Source organism: Iningainema tapete BLCC-T55 (assembly GCF_014698965.1).
Lineage (GTDB): Bacteria > Cyanobacteriota > Cyanobacteriia > Cyanobacteriales > Nostocaceae > Iningainema > Iningainema tapete.
Genome location: NZ_JACXAE010000098.1, coordinates 293,792 through 309,451, shown reverse-complemented (window position 1 = coordinate 309,451; position 15,660 = coordinate 293,792). Strand labels below are relative to the sequence as shown.

The 15,660-nt window shown below is 41.5% G+C and carries 20 protein-coding genes; 11 read left to right on the top strand and 9 right to left on the bottom strand.

Annotation, left to right across the window (positions count from 1 at the left end):
- Nucleotides 1–289: 289 nt before the first annotated feature.
- Nucleotides 290–451 carry a hypothetical protein gene (locus ICL16_RS33450; protein ID WP_190835875.1) on the bottom strand — a complete coding sequence of 54 codons (162 nt, stop codon included), beginning with the start codon at nucleotides 449–451 and terminating at the stop codon, nucleotides 290–292.
- 3 nt (nucleotides 452–454) lie between these two features.
- Nucleotides 455–772, bottom strand: a complete 318-nt coding sequence (locus ICL16_RS33445) for a J domain-containing protein (protein WP_190835874.1) — start codon at nucleotides 770–772, stop codon at nucleotides 455–457.
- A gap of 263 nt (nucleotides 773–1,035) precedes the next feature.
- Between ICL16_RS33445 and ICL16_RS33440 the strand changes: the two genes are divergently transcribed.
- Entirely contained in the window at nucleotides 1,036–1,509 is a 474-nt protein-coding gene (locus ICL16_RS33440) for a TspO/MBR family protein (RefSeq protein WP_190835873.1), read from the top strand.
- Between the two features lie 102 nt (nucleotides 1,510–1,611).
- Complete coding sequence (locus ICL16_RS33435) at nucleotides 1,612–2,085, top strand: TspO/MBR family protein (protein WP_190835872.1); 474 nt, start codon at nucleotides 1,612–1,614, stop codon at nucleotides 2,083–2,085.
- Between the two features lie 5 nt (nucleotides 2,086–2,090).
- On the opposite strand, the gene ICL16_RS33430 is transcribed toward ICL16_RS33435, so the two are convergent.
- Nucleotides 2,091–2,798 carry a M15 family metallopeptidase gene (locus tag ICL16_RS33430; RefSeq protein WP_190835871.1) on the bottom strand — a complete coding sequence of 236 codons (708 nt, stop codon included), beginning with the start codon at nucleotides 2,796–2,798 and terminating at the stop codon, nucleotides 2,091–2,093.
- 1 nt (nucleotide 2,799) lies between these two features.
- Nucleotides 2,800–3,015, bottom strand: a complete 216-nt coding sequence (gene yidD, locus ICL16_RS33425; RefSeq protein WP_190835870.1) for a membrane protein insertion efficiency factor YidD — start codon at nucleotides 3,013–3,015, stop codon at nucleotides 2,800–2,802.
- A 115-nt stretch (nucleotides 3,016–3,130) separates the two neighbouring features.
- Between yidD and ICL16_RS33420 the strand changes: the two genes are divergently transcribed.
- Nucleotides 3,131–3,778: a diacylglycerol/polyprenol kinase family protein gene (locus ICL16_RS33420; protein WP_238361076.1), complete on the top strand. Its 648-nt coding sequence runs from the start codon at nucleotides 3,131–3,133 to the stop codon at nucleotides 3,776–3,778.
- Nucleotides 3,775–3,948, top strand: coding sequence for a hypothetical protein (locus ICL16_RS47475; RefSeq protein ID WP_337907177.1), 174 nt, complete (start codon nucleotides 3,775–3,777; stop codon nucleotides 3,946–3,948). The genes ICL16_RS33420 and ICL16_RS47475 overlap by 4 nt, the downstream gene beginning before the upstream one ends.
- Before the next feature lie 40 nt (nucleotides 3,949–3,988).
- Here the strand turns inward: ICL16_RS47475 and ICL16_RS33415 are convergent, their stop codons facing one another.
- Nucleotides 3,989–4,396 carry a hypothetical protein gene (locus ICL16_RS33415; protein WP_190835868.1) on the bottom strand — a complete coding sequence of 136 codons (408 nt, stop codon included), beginning with the start codon at nucleotides 4,394–4,396 and terminating at the stop codon, nucleotides 3,989–3,991.
- 281 nt (nucleotides 4,397–4,677) lie between these two features.
- Nucleotides 4,678–4,830 (bottom strand): hypothetical protein, encoded by a 153-nt coding sequence (locus ICL16_RS33410; protein ID WP_190835867.1) that lies wholly within the window; start codon nucleotides 4,828–4,830, stop codon nucleotides 4,678–4,680.
- 421 nt (nucleotides 4,831–5,251) lie between these two features.
- On the opposite strand from ICL16_RS33410, the gene ICL16_RS33405 reads away from it, so the two are divergent.
- Genes ICL16_RS33405 through ICL16_RS33385 form a run of 5 tightly spaced genes read left to right on the top strand, consistent with a single transcriptional unit; the run spans nucleotide 5,252 to nucleotide 10,320 of the window.
- Complete coding sequence (locus tag ICL16_RS33405) at nucleotides 5,252–6,670, top strand: nicotinate phosphoribosyltransferase (protein WP_190835866.1); 1,419 nt, start codon at nucleotides 5,252–5,254, stop codon at nucleotides 6,668–6,670.
- Complete coding sequence (locus ICL16_RS33400) at nucleotides 6,667–7,254, top strand: nicotinate-nucleotide adenylyltransferase (protein WP_190835865.1); 588 nt, start codon at nucleotides 6,667–6,669, stop codon at nucleotides 7,252–7,254. The genes ICL16_RS33405 and ICL16_RS33400 overlap by 4 nt, the downstream gene beginning before the upstream one ends.
- Nucleotides 7,255–7,308: 54 nt before the next feature.
- Nucleotides 7,309–8,052: an NUDIX hydrolase gene (locus ICL16_RS33395; protein ID WP_190835864.1), complete on the top strand. Its 744-nt coding sequence runs from the start codon at nucleotides 7,309–7,311 to the stop codon at nucleotides 8,050–8,052.
- Between the two features lie 4 nt (nucleotides 8,053–8,056).
- Complete coding sequence (locus tag ICL16_RS33390; protein ID WP_190835863.1) at nucleotides 8,057–9,799, top strand: NAD+ synthase; 1,743 nt, start codon at nucleotides 8,057–8,059, stop codon at nucleotides 9,797–9,799.
- A 59-nt stretch (nucleotides 9,800–9,858) separates the two neighbouring features.
- Nucleotides 9,859–10,320: a YraN family protein gene (locus ICL16_RS33385; RefSeq protein WP_190835862.1), complete on the top strand. Its 462-nt coding sequence runs from the start codon at nucleotides 9,859–9,861 to the stop codon at nucleotides 10,318–10,320.
- 80 nt (nucleotides 10,321–10,400) lie between these two features.
- Here the strand turns inward: ICL16_RS33385 and ICL16_RS33380 are convergent, their stop codons facing one another.
- Complete coding sequence (locus ICL16_RS33380; protein WP_190835861.1) at nucleotides 10,401–10,790, bottom strand: hypothetical protein; 390 nt, start codon at nucleotides 10,788–10,790, stop codon at nucleotides 10,401–10,403.
- A gap of 235 nt (nucleotides 10,791–11,025) precedes the next feature.
- On the opposite strand from ICL16_RS33380, the gene queA reads away from it, so the two are divergent.
- Nucleotides 11,026–12,201 carry a tRNA preQ1(34) S-adenosylmethionine ribosyltransferase-isomerase QueA gene (queA, locus tag ICL16_RS33375; RefSeq protein WP_190835860.1) on the top strand — a complete coding sequence of 392 codons (1,176 nt, stop codon included), beginning with the start codon at nucleotides 11,026–11,028 and terminating at the stop codon, nucleotides 12,199–12,201.
- 51 nt (nucleotides 12,202–12,252) lie between these two features.
- Nucleotides 12,253–13,305, top strand: a complete 1,053-nt coding sequence (locus ICL16_RS33370; RefSeq protein WP_190835859.1) for a tetratricopeptide repeat protein — start codon at nucleotides 12,253–12,255, stop codon at nucleotides 13,303–13,305.
- Nucleotides 13,306–13,387: 82 nt separating this feature from the next.
- Here the strand turns inward: ICL16_RS33370 and ICL16_RS33365 are convergent, their stop codons facing one another.
- Nucleotides 13,388–14,083 carry an NAD-binding protein gene (locus ICL16_RS33365; RefSeq protein ID WP_190835858.1) on the bottom strand — a complete coding sequence of 232 codons (696 nt, stop codon included), beginning with the start codon at nucleotides 14,081–14,083 and terminating at the stop codon, nucleotides 13,388–13,390.
- A gap of 158 nt (nucleotides 14,084–14,241) precedes the next feature.
- Entirely contained in the window at nucleotides 14,242–15,576 is a 1,335-nt protein-coding gene (locus ICL16_RS33360) for a TrkH family potassium uptake protein (protein WP_190835857.1), read from the bottom strand.
- Between the last annotated feature and the right edge of the window lie 84 nt (nucleotides 15,577–15,660).

Here is a 15,660-nt window from a genome sequence, read left to right as displayed (position 1 = left end):
GAATACATATGCAGTAAGCTGTCTTCTTACTTAAGCTATTAGCCTAGAAATAAATTTATAGGCGGAATTGTTGTCTTGAATATTCTAAAAACATCTTCAGAACTGAACCAGTGCCGTTGTCAATCCAAATAATTAGCAATAGCCAATGCTCCTTCTTGAGAAAAAAGCCTTATCTTTAGAGCTTTATTTCGATATCTAAAGTGAAGAGACTCCTTAATTTGAATAGAACTATCAGATGAAGATTCTAATAATGATACTAGTGCATGACGGCGGAAATAAAGCAACCATTTCAAACAGGAAAAAGCCTTGATATAGAATACTTTTGACTTTTGACTTTTGACTTTTGACTTTCGCGCAGCGGTGCTAGCTCATCAAATTTTACAATCTCAAGACCAAAAGCTGCTGCAAGTATATTTTCTTTAATAAAAAAATTGTCTCGGTCAAATTCCATTAGTTAGATACCAGCAATAACACTTTTATACATTAACTCAATTTGCTCAAAAATATGTCTATCTCCTGTTTCTGGATTATCGGGATGGTAAATTTTACATAGATGATAGTATGATTTCTTAAGATCATCTTTTGTAGCAGTTTTAGGATCTAAACTAAATACCTGCCAAGGTTTAAAGTAGTTAAAGATATTAACACCATTAATACAACCATAACCTTGCTGATTTTCTTCGTCCGGCAGAATGTCTACAAATTTGCGATACAACATTTCCCATGTTGCCTTTAAACGAAGATCAAGTGGACTCATACCATCAGTTGCCATTCTAAATGCACGCCTATTCTCTTAGCTTCTGTGTGGAAAACACACAGAAGCAACCATATTTCTTAATACTACACTGTTTGCGTTCATTATAGCCTTATGCTACATAAGATCAACAAATTACAGTGATGAAAGCTCGTTACCAGCAACTTGATGCTTCCGGTACAAGTTTCATGAGTTTGGATGAATCGCACTAATGACTGATGAGTAATCGGAACACAAATGACAAGATCGGATTATGGGGAGATAGGCGGATAGGAGAGGGTATGATTAAATCTTGGATGGTCATTGGTGGTGTGGCTTTTGTCGTGGCATTGGGTGCTAACATTATTACACCAAGCGATCGCCAGTGGTTTAAGCGCTTACAAAGACCGAGATGGCTAGTTTTTGAACCAGCAATTCCACTGATTTGGACTACAATATTTATCTGTGGTGCGTGGTCAGCATATATTGTTTGGGAAAAGAATCCAGGAAACTCCACAACTTGGTTCTTAATGGGACTTTACCTACTGTTGGAAATTGTTACCATTGCCTACACCCCCGTAATGTTTCGCCTGCGCAGTCTTAAGATTGGTACGATTATTGGTGGAGCAGGTTTCATTATTGGTGTAATCTTAACCCTCGCAGTCTTACGTATTTCTGGCTGGGCAGCACTGTTACTCGTTCCCTACTTGCTTTGGAGTCCCATCGGTACTTACACTACATGGGAGATGGTTCGCCTCAATCCAGCAGATGCATAAATTGTCTTGTGATTCTTACTTGGGGCTGATTAAACTCATAGTTTGAATTGCCACAATTGCGCTAAAGACTTGACAAAATGCATCTCAATAGGATATGTAACCATGATTAAATCTTGGATGGTGATTGGCGCTGTAGCTTTATTAGTCCAGTTTGGTAGCTTCTTCATCACACCGGGTGATGTGAAGTGGTTTGCAAAGTTAAGTCGTCCTCGTTGGCTAGTTTTTGAACCACTGATTCCGATTATTTGGACGGTGATTTTTATTTGCGGTGCTGCTTCGGCTAGTGTTGTTTGGGAAAAGAATCCAGGTAGCTGGTATACCTGGCTGCTTATGGGTTTGTATCTTTTACTAGAAGTTATTACTGTTGCCTACATCCCCATGATGCTGCGTTTCCGTAGTTTGAGAACTGGGGAAATTATTGGCGCAAGTGGTTTAATTTTGAGTATCCTTCTCACCGTGTCAGTTTTGCCAATTTCTCTAATAGCAGCGCTGTTACTTGTGCCTTATTTAGCTTGGAGTCCGATTGGAACTTACACTACAGAGGAGTTAGTACAGCTAAATCCGGAAGATGCATAGTACTTTTATAGTACACGCCCGTATCTTGCCACAACAGGAGTGGCTGGGTTTGCTTGATTATATAGCCAAGCCCACATCTGATCCCCTAAGGAGAAGTGCCACCACTCTCCCTGGTGGCGTTGAAATCCGGCTTTTTCCATCACAGCACACAATAACTGACGGTTAGCATGATATTGTTGTGCTTCTGGTTCGATGCGATCGCTATAGTAATCAGGAAGTGATACTGATGATAATTCATCTATTGCCGAACCCATGTTGACTACTATCCCCGTATCATCTACCAACGTCAAATCTACAGCAGCACCTGTACTGTGGGGAGGTGGCGTCTTTTCATCCAAACTGGGTTGCGCCCAAAATTGATACACTTCTTCCCAAATAGCTTGAAGTTGTGTATCCGTTAACTCAGCCTCAATCAGCCCTGCCATTTTTACAGCTTCTGTGAATGTGTATTCTACCATAAACTGCTGCACTGCTACAGGGCGATAGGCATCAAAGATTTGGATGTACCAACCAGGGCGTAGCTGTTGGAGATAATTTTGGGCGGCAATTAAGCTATCAACAACGCTCTGTCGAAGAAAATAAGGGGAATGTTCACCATAAGGCGCACCTAATTTTTCATAGGGATGAGGAGATTCCACAGCAAATAGTTCTAACGGAATCTTTACCAATGGTTCTCCACACTCAACAATAGATATGTGATGATAAGGACGCATTTTATTCCTCAGGTACAGGATCGTAACCACCAGGGTGAAAAGGATGACACCGTAAGATGCGCCGAATCGCCAACCAGCTACCGCGCCATACTCCAAATCGTTCTATCGCTTCAAGAGCGTACATTGAACAAGTGGGTTGAAACCGACAAGTCGGGAGTAACAGCGGTGAAATAAAAATACGATAAAACTTAATTAGCCAAATCAATAATAGTTTCATACCTGTAACCAAATCGAATAAAGTGATAATAAAGGTAAAATTTTATCTACTCACGTCTTTGCTAAATTCACTCCTTGATTTAGAATCTACCAGCCCTTTATGGCTACAACTGACGATGGTAGCATTTTGGCTGTCGCTGATCCTCACCATTGCTTGGCGGGTGAATCGCTTTGCCGAAAAAGATCCTGAAGTTGTGCGCAAAATTGTTCATATTGGCACTGGTAATGTGATTTTGTTGGCTTGGTGGTTAGATATCCCAGCTTCGTTATGCATTACGGCTTCAATTGTAGCTAGTATCGTCACCTTATTGTCTTATAAATTTCCGATTCTTCCTGGGATTAATAGTGTAGGACGCCTAAGTTTTGGCACTTTTTTCTATTCTGTTAGTATCGGTGTTTTAGTTGCTTGGTTTTGGTATCTAAAACAACCTCAGTATGCAGTACTAGGCGTTTTGGTAATGACATGGGGAGATGGATTAGCCGCATTGGTTGGGCAAAGATTTGGTAAACACAAATATAAAATATTTGGTAGGGAAAAAAGCTGGGAAGGATCGCTAGCTATGGCGATCGCTAGCTATTTGATCGGTAGTTTAATTTTACTTAGTGTACAAGGCAACCATTGGCAAACTTGGATAATATCACTAGTGGTAGCATTGGTGGCTACTGGTTTAGAAACTTTTTCACTTTTCGGTATTGACAATTTGACAGTTCCTCTAGGCAGTGCAGCCCTGGCATTCTTCCTCACTCGCACTCTCACAGGTTGATAGATTTAGACAAAGCCGCGATTGCGTCGGAACCCTTGTGGCAGGATGAACCTGCGCTCACGTTGGGAACTTCCGTCAAACTTGTCGTGGAAGTAGTGAACAATTGTACGCTTAAAGCCACTCCCTTCGTGGAGGGGAATGGCTTGGGACGCACTCTTAAAAACCGCTAACCGAGATGTACTTTTCTACAATTCTCGGTTTCGTTGCTATTTAATGATGGTAGTAGTACCTGTGTCTGTTATAATGCCGTCTATAGTAGTAATTGGGGTGTCGATGATAGTTCACTCTGGTGGGGTAGTAATACCCATTACCGTAGTAATGTCTTCTGCGGTAATGAGCATTCTGGTAGTGGTAATTTCTGCGACGGTAAGCTCTGTAACGTGGACACTTCCTATAACGACTATAATGGCGATGACGTTTGTAATAACGGCGATGGTGTTTCAGTTTTCCACTGTCAACTTCCTCATCTTGGGCTAAGGAATTTACCTCTCCATCAATCACCTGTGTTAGTTGCACTGGTGTTGCTAATTCCTTAGACTTAGGTATGGATGCTGTAGCTATTTCAAAACCGAGACAACTCGGTAATAGCAAAACTCCAACCACAAACTTCCAAAACATTCTTTAATTCTCCTATTTTCTCATTTCCTTGCTTGAGCAGAAAATGTTTAACCGTGATTTGGCTGAAATAGGATTTACGCAGTTAACCGAAACGCTGACTTCTTAGAGCGGGAAAATCTCACCCTTAGCAATTGATTACCAGATTACACATGAGGAAGATAGTTACTGGCGATCGCTTACCTGTTTTCTACAAATATCTTAACCATTTGTTTATATTTACCTCAAGAACAATATCCCCAACTTCTTCAAGAAGTCAGGGAGCTTGATTACTTCTACTTTATCTACCAACTATCAGCTACCCTTTGTTTGTATGGTTCACCTGTAAAAGGTTGCACACCAATCATGGGATAAGCATCATCATTAGGACCAAAAATTCTTATTACAGCTTCAGAAATATACTGGGTGATTTTGGCAATCATTCTAGAAATAGCCATAATCTCAAACTCCCATTTCCCATTTTTTATTTAGATGTATCTACTCTAGTTCTGAATACTCTTTGCTGACTAAGTTTTGCAATATATTTACACTATCTGCAATAATTGTTGATAGTATGATTACCTTAGTTTAATTAAAAACTAGTAATACTTCCTAATTTAATTCTGTTTGTAAAGAAGCTTCTTCAGATCCCCGACAACTATTACGAAGTCGGGGATCTAGTTTGCCCATTTGTCAAAGAAACATGATTATTAATAAGAATAACTATTTATAAATATGAACTTTTTGATTAAAATAAGTATTACACTACCATAACCATACTATTTTAAAGCCTTTGTAAAGATACAGCCTGCGACTATTGACATCATTTATGGTAAAAACTACCATAAATGATATGCATTCATCTAAGGGTGCTCTTTAATGACAACTACCACAGACTTGAAATATGTGTACACACAGCAACAAAGCCCAGAGTTAACGCTCTGTGCTGGTGATTACAGCCTGCTGACAGATCTTTACCAGCTAACAATGGCAGCTTGTTACACAGGTGAAGGAATAGAGCAACGACAAGCAAGCTTTGAATTGTTTGTCCGACGAATGCCTACAGGTTTTGGCTACATAATTGCTATGGGGCTGGAGCAGGCATTAGAATATCTCGAAAAATTCCGTTTTAGTCCGGATAATATAGCCGCTTTGCAAGCGACGGGAATTTTTGCCCATGCACCAGAGCGCTTTTGGTCACTACTAGCAGAAGGATGTTTTACTGGTGATGTTTGGGCTGTACCGGAAGGAACAGCCGTGTTTGCCTACGAACCTCTGTTACGGGTAGAAGCACCGCTGTGGCAAGCACAATTGGTGGAAACTTACCTGTTAAATACTCTAAATTACCAAAGTTTAGTGGCGACAAGGGCGGCACGGATGCGAGATGTAGCATCGGAGCAAGCAACGCTGCTGGAATTTGGCACAAGACGGGCGTTTAGTCCCCAAGCATCGCTATGGGCAGCAAGGGCGGCGTTGGCAGCTGGTTTGGATGCGACATCAAATGTGTTAGCTGCGCTGAAGTTGGGACAGCAACCTACTGGTACTATGGCTCATGCTTTGGTGATGGCACTATCAGCACTGGAAGGCAGTGAAGATAAGGCTTTTACAGCTTTCCATCGTTATTTTCCCGGTGCGCCTTTGTTGATTGATACTTACGATACGATCGCTGCTGCTGAACGGTTGGCGGCTCTGGTGAATTCGGGGGAAATGGAATTGTTGGGAGTAAGGTTGGATTCGGGCGATTTGGTGTCTTTGTCGAAGCAGGTGCGATCGCTTCTTCCTGGTGTGTCGATTTTTGCTAGTGGTGATTTGGATGAGTGGGAAATTGCTAGGTTAATACGTGAGGGTGCTGAAATTGATGGTTATGGGTTGGGAACGCGATTAGTTACGGGTTCGCCGATTAATGGTGTTTATAAGTTGGTGGAGATTGATGGTATTCCGGTGTCGAAACAGTCGGTTGGTAAGGTGAGTTATCCTGGGCGTAAGCAGGTTTTTCGCTCTTGTGTGGGGGGTGAGGTGAGGGATTGTTTGGGTTTGATGGGTGAGGGTTTGGAGGGAGATTCTTTGTTGCAGCTTTTTATGCAGGATGGTAGGCGCTTAAGAGGTGGGGAGGGTTTGGCGGATATTCGTCGGCGTACTTCAGCAACGGTAGCTGGGTTGCCTTTGGCGGTGAGGCGATTGGATGATCCTGTTTCGGTGGGGGTTGAGGTTTCTCTTGGGTTGCGGGAGTTGAGTGAGAGGATAAAGAGAAAAAATGAACCGCCAAGACGCCAAGGACGCCAAGGAGGAGGTTTATGAGGGTTGCTTTGTTTGGTACTAGTGCTGATCCGCCGACGGCTGGGCATTTGGCTATTGTTGGGTGGTTGTCTGAGCGTTATGATTGGGTGGCGGTTTGGGCGGCTGATAATCCTTTGAAGTCGCATCAGGCTCTTTTGGAGCATCGGGTGGCGATGTTGCGTTTGTTGATGGGGGATGTGGATTTGGTTGGGCGGGGAAATGTTGGGTTGGATCAGGAGTTGAGTGCGATGAGGACTTTGGAGACGGTGGGGAAGGCAAGGGATCGTTGGGGCAAGGATGCGGATTTTACTTTGGTGGTTGGTTCGGATTTGCTTGCTCAGTTACCGCGTTGGTATAAGGTTGAAGATTTGTTGCTTTCTGTGCAGTTGTTGGTGATGCCACGACCGGGATATGGGATAGATGAGTTGAGTTTGGAACAAGTGCGTCGGTTGGGGGGGAAGGTGGCGATCGCTAATTTTATTGGTCCTGATGTTTCTTCTACTGCGTATCGTGAACATCATGATTTGCAAGCTTTGACTCCTCCTGTGGTTGATTATATTGAACGAGAGCATTTGTATAAATGTTTTAGTAATTCTACTTTTTGATGTTTAATTGATATTTAATTCATGAGATTTTGAGGCTTTGAACAGTTAGTTCCTATGCCAGAACGCTACCAAAAAAAGATTATTACTGCGCATCAACTACCTTTGGCTGATTTTAAGGTTGGTGTTGATAATGTGATTTTTTCTGTGGATACTATGCAGAATCGGCTGTTGGTTTTGTTGGTTATGCGACAGCAGGAACCGTTTTTAAATTCTTGGAGTCTTCCTGGTACTTTGGTGCGTCAAGGTGAGTCTCTTGAAGATGCTGCTTATCGCATTTTGGCAGAGAAAATCCGTGCGAAGAATCTTTATTTGGAGCAGTTGTATACTTTTGGTGGTCCGGAACGCGATCCTCGAGAAGCATGTGATAGCTTTGGTGTGCGTTATTTATCGGTTAGCTATTTTGCTTTGGTACGGTTTGAGGAGGCGGAGTTGATTGCTGATAAGGTGACGGGGATCGCTTGGTATCCTGTTAAGCAAGTGCCTCAGTTAGCTTTTGATCATAATCAAATTTTGGCATATGGGCATCGGCGTTTGCGTAATAAGTTGGAGTACAGTCCGGTGGCTTTTGATGTTTTACCAGATATGTTTACTTTGAATGATTTGTATCAGTTGTATACTACTGTTTTGGGGGAGGGTTTTTCTGATTATTCTAATTTTCGGGCGCGTCTTTTAAAGTTAGGTTTTTTGTGTGATACCGGTATTAAGGTGTCGCGTGGTGCTGGGCGTCCAGCTAGTTTATATCGTTTTAATGCGGAGGCTTTTGCTCCGTTTAAGGATAAACCTTTGGTTTTTATTTAATTATATGAAGATTGCGATCGCTCAACTTAATCCGATTATTGGTGATTTACAGGGGAATGCTCAACAGATTTTGTCGGCGGCTCAAAAGGCTGTGGATAATGGTGCGCGTTTGTTGTTAACTCCTGAACTTTCTTTGTGTGGTTATCCTCCACGAGATTTGTTATTAAATCCTAGTTTTGTGGCGGGTATGGGTGTTTGTTTAGAACAGTTGGCACGAGATTTACCTGCTAATGCGGCTGTGTTGGTAGGTACGGTTGAAGAAAATTTTCAGGCACATAAAAATGGTGGTAAGCCTTTATTTAATAGTATGGCTTTGTTAGCCCAGGGTAAGGTTCAGCACTTTCACAAGCGCCTTTTACCTACTTATGATGTGTTTGATGAATGTCGCTATTTTGAACCTGGTTTAAAGCCTAATTATTTCACTTTGGATGATCTTAATATTGGTGTCACTATTTGTGAGGATTTGTGGAATGACGATCAATTTTGGGGTAAGCGTAGTTATGCGATCGATCCAATTGCTGATTTAGCAACTGTTGGTGTGGATTTGATTGTGAATTTGTCGGCTTCTCCTTATAGTGTTGGTAAGCCACGATTTCGCGAAGCAATGCTGCGGCATGGTGCTGTGCGTTATCAGTGTCCGATTATCTATGCTAATCAGGTAGGGGGAAATGATGATTTAATTTTTGATGGTGGTAGTTTTGCTTTAAATAGTCAAGGTGAAATTGTTTGTCGTCTGTCGGCTTTTGCTCCTGATTTGCAGATTGTTGAATTTGATGCTGGAAAGCAGGATTTGCAGCTCGGTTCTTTAGTATCGGAATGTGAGTCGGAAGATGAGGAAATTTGGCACGCTTTGGTTTTGGGATTACGAGATTATGTTTTTAAGTGTGGTTTTTCTCAAGTAGTGCTGGGTTTAAGTGGCGGGATTGATTCTTCTTTGGTGGCGGCACTCGCTACTGCTGCACTTGGTAAAGAAAATGTTTTCGGTGTTCTTATGCCTTCCCCCTACAGTTCAGAGCATTCTATCAGTGATGCTTTGGCATTGGCAGAGAATCTGGGCATGAAAACTACAACTTTACCTATAGGGGAGTTAATGCAAGGTTACGATCGCACTTTAGTAAATTTGTTTGCCGGAACAGAGTTTGGCTTGGCAGAGGAGAATATTCAATCCCGTATTCGGGGTAATTTATTAATGGCAATTGCTAATAAGTTCGGCTATCTTCTGTTATCTACTGGTAATAAGTCGGAAATGGCTGTTGGTTACTGTACGCTCTATGGGGATATGAATGGTGGATTGGCGGTGATTGCTGATGTTCCTAAAACTCGCGTTTATTCATTGTGTCGTTGGTTAAATCAATCCTCTATTTTGGGGCAGGTAGAGACGTTCCGCCGGAACGTCTCTACGGAAATCATTCCGCAAAATGTGATTGATAAAGCACCTAGCGCGGAACTTAAACCAGGTCAGTTCGATCAAGATTCCTTACCAGCATACGATGTATTGGATGATATCCTACAACGCTTGATTGGCAATCACCAATCAGTAGCACAAATAGTTGCTGCTGGGCATGATTCTGTAGTTGTCTATAGGGTGATTCAAATGGTGGCACGTGCAGAATTTAAACGCAAACAAGCACCTCCTGGTTTGAAAATTAGCGATCGCGCTTTTGGTACTGGTTGGCGAATGCCAATTGCTAGTTCATGGGATGCGCTCAAAAATAGTTACCAAACAAAAAACAGATTATGTGTATAATTTAGTTGTAAAAGCTATAATTATTAGTTGTTTACACTGAAAAACCCACTAAATAGCTCATGGCATCTCAATCTAATTATACCGATATAGGTAGCGCAGGTGAAGACTTGGTGGTTGAATGGTTACAATCTAATGGCTGGAAAATTCTCCACCGTCAATGGCGTTGCCGTAGAGGTGAGATTGATATTGTTGCCCAAAAAGATGATCCGGGAGAATTTGCCTACTCGTGTGCATCTCCAATACTGGCATTTGTTGAAGTTAAAACTCGTAGCGCTGGTAGTTGGGATGCAGGCGGAAGAAGTGCAATTACTGTACAAAAACGAACAAAACTCTGGCAGACAGCGCGAATATTTATGGCGACATATCCTCAAACGGCTGATTACTCATACCGATTTGATGTTGCTTTAGTTTACTGTCAGCGATCGCCACAGTCAACTACCGTCCCTGCTTTGCTCACTTCATCATTTAAAGATCGAAGGTTGATGCTCGTCGAGTATATTCCGGCAGCTTTTGACAGTTGATACGTAATCTTGTTTTGGGACACAATGCTCGTTGTGTCCCTACAAATTATCTACTTACACTACCATCAAACCAAAAGCTATCATGCTAGGGTTTCTGGACAATAGCCTAATCCTCTGACAAACTGTTGCCGGAATGCTTCAATTTCTTCTCTTTCCGGACTACCATGAGAAACAATTGCCACTTGGTAGCGACGCATTACATCTACAGGACATTGTCCTGCCTCTAAACTCCAAAGAGCCATTTGTACCCGCATTGGTGGTTCGTAGCTAATTCCTAACTCACTGAGGAAAGCTCGAAAGTCGCCATCTATTTCAGGAGAGACGGGACTTTTAAGTTTGATCCTAACCATCCAACCATCTATTTGATGAATTACAGTTACGAACGAAACAGGTAGCCGGGGTTGGGCGTGCAAGAATTGAACAACTCTCAGAGTTAGACTGGCATTTGCCAGATAATACAAGTATTCCATCTTGGTGTTTGGGATCAAAGCCAATCCTACATCTTTATTATTGATATATAGACCACCCTACCTGCTAGGGTAAAAGCCCCCGTTTTTCGATGGGGAGGTTTACCCAATTTTCATACTAGTATTTACGTGTTACTTAACATTATTAATCCGCAAGTCTAGGGATGAAATTGAGGGCTAATACCGAAAATTTGTTCACTCACACGGATCTAAACCATTTTTAAGAACGCCGAAATCAATGCCATCACCATTCACAAAAGCAAATTTGAACGCAAAAAACAACAGTCAAAAGGAAGATATTCTCTTAGATTTTTCTGCTACTGGGTATGATTATGAATTACCCAACGAACTGATTGCTCAAAATCCAGTAGTACCAAGAGATCACTCTCGACTGCTAGTAGTTAATTCTACTAGTGCAAATGTAGAAGCTCATCCTGTGCATTGTATTTTCCGTGATTTACCGGATCTTTTATCCCCAAAAGATTTACTTATACTGAATAATACACGAGTGTTATCAGCACGGCTACATGGTCGTAAGTCTACTGGTGCAGAAGTAGAAGTATTGTTGTTAGAAGAACGTTTGGCAAACTGTTGGTTAGCTCTAGTTAAGCCGGGGAAACGCTTTAAGCAGGGAACGAAGTTGTTTTTTGAACCAAGGAAATTGGCAAGTGGCGATTGTAGAAACCCGGTTTCTCAAAGAAACCGGGTTTCTGTTCCCTCAATGACTGCTACAGTATTAGAAACCGATAAAGCCACTGGGGGACGGCTGTTAAAATTTGATGTACCAGAGGGAATGTCTTTGGTACAGTTGTTAGAGGAGTTTGGCGAAGTACCTCTGCCTCCTTACATTACTGCATCTGATGCCCAAAGCGAACAGTATCAGACAGTTTATGCACAAGCTCCCGGAGCAGTAGCAGCGCCGACAGCAGGGCTGCACTTTACTCCAGAATTATTGCAAAGGTTGCGCGATCGCGAAATTAACCAAGCTTTTATCACACTACATGTTGGTGTGGGAACATTTCGTCCTGTGGAAGTTGAGGATGTGACTACTCACAAAATGCATGAGGAGTGGATTGAAGTGCCTTCATCAACTGTAGAACAAATTCGCGCTACTAAGGCATCTGGTGGTAGAATCATTGCTGTGGGTACAACGGTAGCACGGGCATTAGAAGGGGCGGCACAATCGGGTGATTTACAACCGTTTTGTGGTAAGACTGACTTGTTTATCTATCCTGGTTATAAGTGGCGGGTAGTAGAGGGTTTAATTACTAATTTTCACCTACCGCGTTCTAGTTTACTGATGTTGGTAAGTGCTTTGATTGGTAGGCAGAGGTTGTTAAATATTTATCACGAAGCGATCGCATCTGGGTATCGGTTTTACTCGTTTGGTGATGCGATGTTAATTTTACCATGAGGGATGGGTACTCTGACTTAAGAGCATCTAGCAATTAAGTGCAGGTATACCATGTCTCAAAAATCTCAATTTTATCCGGTGATTTTTTGCTCATCTGTTTTTTTGGTGTCGATGGTATCTATTTGTACTGTACCTGCAACGCTGTTGGCACAAAATGTGAGTTCTCAGGATTTAGAAACTGCTAGCTTATACCAGCAAGGAGTGACGCGCTACAACCGTAGAGACTTTTCGGCATCAGAATTGGCTTTTCGCTCAGCTTTGCAGCGTAACCCTAATCTGGATACAGCACGCTATTATCTAGGCAATATTATGTTGCTGCAAAATCGTTTGGATTTGGCAGTACAAGAGTATGGAGAGGCGATTAAGATTAATCCCAATTTTGCTTCTGCTTACTATAATTTGGGTTTAGCATTGCACAAACAAGGACAAACACAAACAGCGATTACTGCTTACCGTCAAGCTTTGGTAATCGAGCCAAATATGACTGATTCCCAGTATAATTTGGGATTAGCTTTGTATGAATTAGGACAAAAACAAGAAGCGATCGCCGCTTACCAGCAAACGATTAATGTTGATAACAGCAACGCCAACGCTTATTTTAACTTGGCAATCGCGCTCCAAGACACAGGCAAAATACCGGAGGCGATCACCGCATATCGCTCAAGTATACAATTAAATCCTAAAAACGCTGAAGCTTATAATTATCTAGGAAGCCTTCTTGTCAAGCAAGGGCAAACATCAGAGGCGATTGCCACTTACATGCAAGCAACTCGCCAAGTTCCCAATCATGCCCCAACTTATTACAACTTAGGAGTAACACTATATAATCTAGGCGACATCAAAAAGGCACATAGTGCATTAAAACGTGCCAGCAAAGAGTATCGCCAAAGAGGAAACATTGAGCAAGCACAAAAAGCTGAGCAATTAATGGTGCAAATTGCCCAAACACAAAGGCAAAAACCTCCTCAAGTTAGTCAAACTCCGACTCCTATCCAAGCGGAAACACCCACAACTAGTATTACCGAGTTTGTTGTCGAACCTTCTGCCGAAACATCAGTCAGCCCCAGTGATGTACCTGTATCAGTAGAACAACCTAATAAATAAAGTATGAGTAATTGTAAACGGGAATAGGGAATGGTTAATGGTTGACAAAAATTAGCAATTAGCAATTCCCCATTCCCAATTCTCAAATCGGTAAGCGATTAATATCTTTATTGCAACCAATAACTACCATAGCTGAACCACGTTCCAGCCGTTGACTAGAGTTAGGATTAATTTGAAACTTGCCATCGTGACTAACTGCCAACAAATTCAAACCATAACGATTACGGAGTTGGAGATCCGCTATAGTTTTGCCATGAAATTCATCTGGTACAATTACTTCCACAATACTATTATCTGGGTCGAGGTCAAATCTGTCTAGTATTGATGGTTTTGTTAATGTACGTGCCAAAGCACAACCAGCTTCGTACTCAGGAAAAACAACGTGATCCGCGCCCACTCGATTTAACAGCTTGCAGTGAACTTCACTAGAGGCTTTTGCTACTACGTGTGGTACACCACCTTCCTTTACATTTAGCGTAGTGACGATACTTTCCTGAATATAATTGCCGATTGCGACAATTACCGTATCAAATTCAAAAATTCCCGCTTCTTTTAATGCGGCTGGTTCCGTTGAGTCTAGTTGTAAAGCGTGACTAACTATCTGCTCAGTTAATGCTGCCGATACTCGTTTTTCATCCATGTCTATTGCTAGCACTTGATACCCGAATTTATGTAAAGTTGAACAGACAGAGCGACCAAAACGACCTAACCCAATCACAGCAAATTGGTGATTGTCTTTACGTAGACTACGAAAAAAACCTAACGATGACAGATTCACAGTTATTATCCTTATAGTTGCTGCCTTTGTTTATGGCAAAAACTCGCTTATCCCGAATAAATTAAAAGTTTTATTCTTGATTATTGACATTTTATACCGATCCTAAATCATTTGTGAACAATAGTAGGTAGGGCAAAGCCCACCCACTGTGGTACGCTTTATCCTACTAGTAAATTTTCTTCAGGATAGTGAATTCTAGTAGGACTAGGATCGCCAAATATAGCTGACATCAGCAGTAGAACGCCAACTCGTCCGATATACATCGTGACAATTAGGATGAGCTTTGCTGCTACTGACACGCTACCCGTAATTCCTGTGGAAAGTCCTACAGTAGCAAAGGCTGACACTACTTCAAACAATATTTTAATAAATTCTAATTCCGGATCTGTGAAGGCTATTAAAATTGTCGATATAATTACTGTTGCCACTGAACCAATGAGTACGCCAACAGCTTTTAAAATTAAAGGTATTGCCACTTTGCGATCGTACAATAAAACTTCTTCTTTGCCTTGAAGAATTGTTTTTGTGCAACTGGTAAGCACTCTAAGAGTAGTTGTCTTAATACCCCCGCCTGTGCCTCCAGGACTAGCACCAATAAACATGAATGCAATCGTGATAAATAAACCAGCATTTGTCATTTTTCCAATATCAATGGTGTTAAAGCCAGCAGTTCTGGGAGTTACCGATTGAAACCAGGCTACTAATAACTTATCCCCAATACTCAAATTGCCAAAGGTTTCTGGATTTCTTAACTCTACCAACAAAAATGCAATTGTTCCGAAAATTAACAGAAATATAGTTGTACTTACAGCCACCTTAAAATCTAGAGAAAATACTAATTTCGCTGGTTTGTTTCGCGAGCGATCGCGCAACCAAATATAGGTTTCCAAAATTACTTGATACCCAATACCTCCAAAAATAATTAATCCCGTAATAGTTACTACAACTAATAGTGATGATTGATAACCTATTAAATTATCTTTAAACAAACTAAACCCAGCATTATTCCAAGCATTTACACTATGAAAAATTGCAAACCAAAGTCCTTGACTCCACCCATACTTTGGTACAAAAGCAGGCAGTAATAAAAATATTCCCGTGATTTCAAAAATCAAAGTCGTTGCTATAATTGAACGGATAATTTGGGAGCTACCTTGCATTCCCGGTCTATCTAACGCTTGTTGAATGGCTATTTTATGTCGCAAGTCAAACTTACGTCCAATTAACAAAATGAGAAAAGTTGTAGTTGTCATGTAGCCCAAACCGCCAATTTGAGCTAACAGCGCAATAAAAAACTGCCCCCAAAACGAAAAATAAGTGCCAGGATCGACAACAGATAATCCGGTGACACAAACTGCTGAAGTTGAGGTGAACAGTGCCACAATGGGATCGTAATCTGTGCCACTACTGGTAGAAAAAGGCATCATCAGCAGGAGCGTACCGAGAGCGATGACGACCAGGAATCCTAAGCAAATTGTACGAGCAACAGTCATGCTAATATCAAAATTTAAATACATCCAAGGATAATGGGTATATTTTTCCCTCACTGGATGTGAAAACACTCTGATTTAATTAAA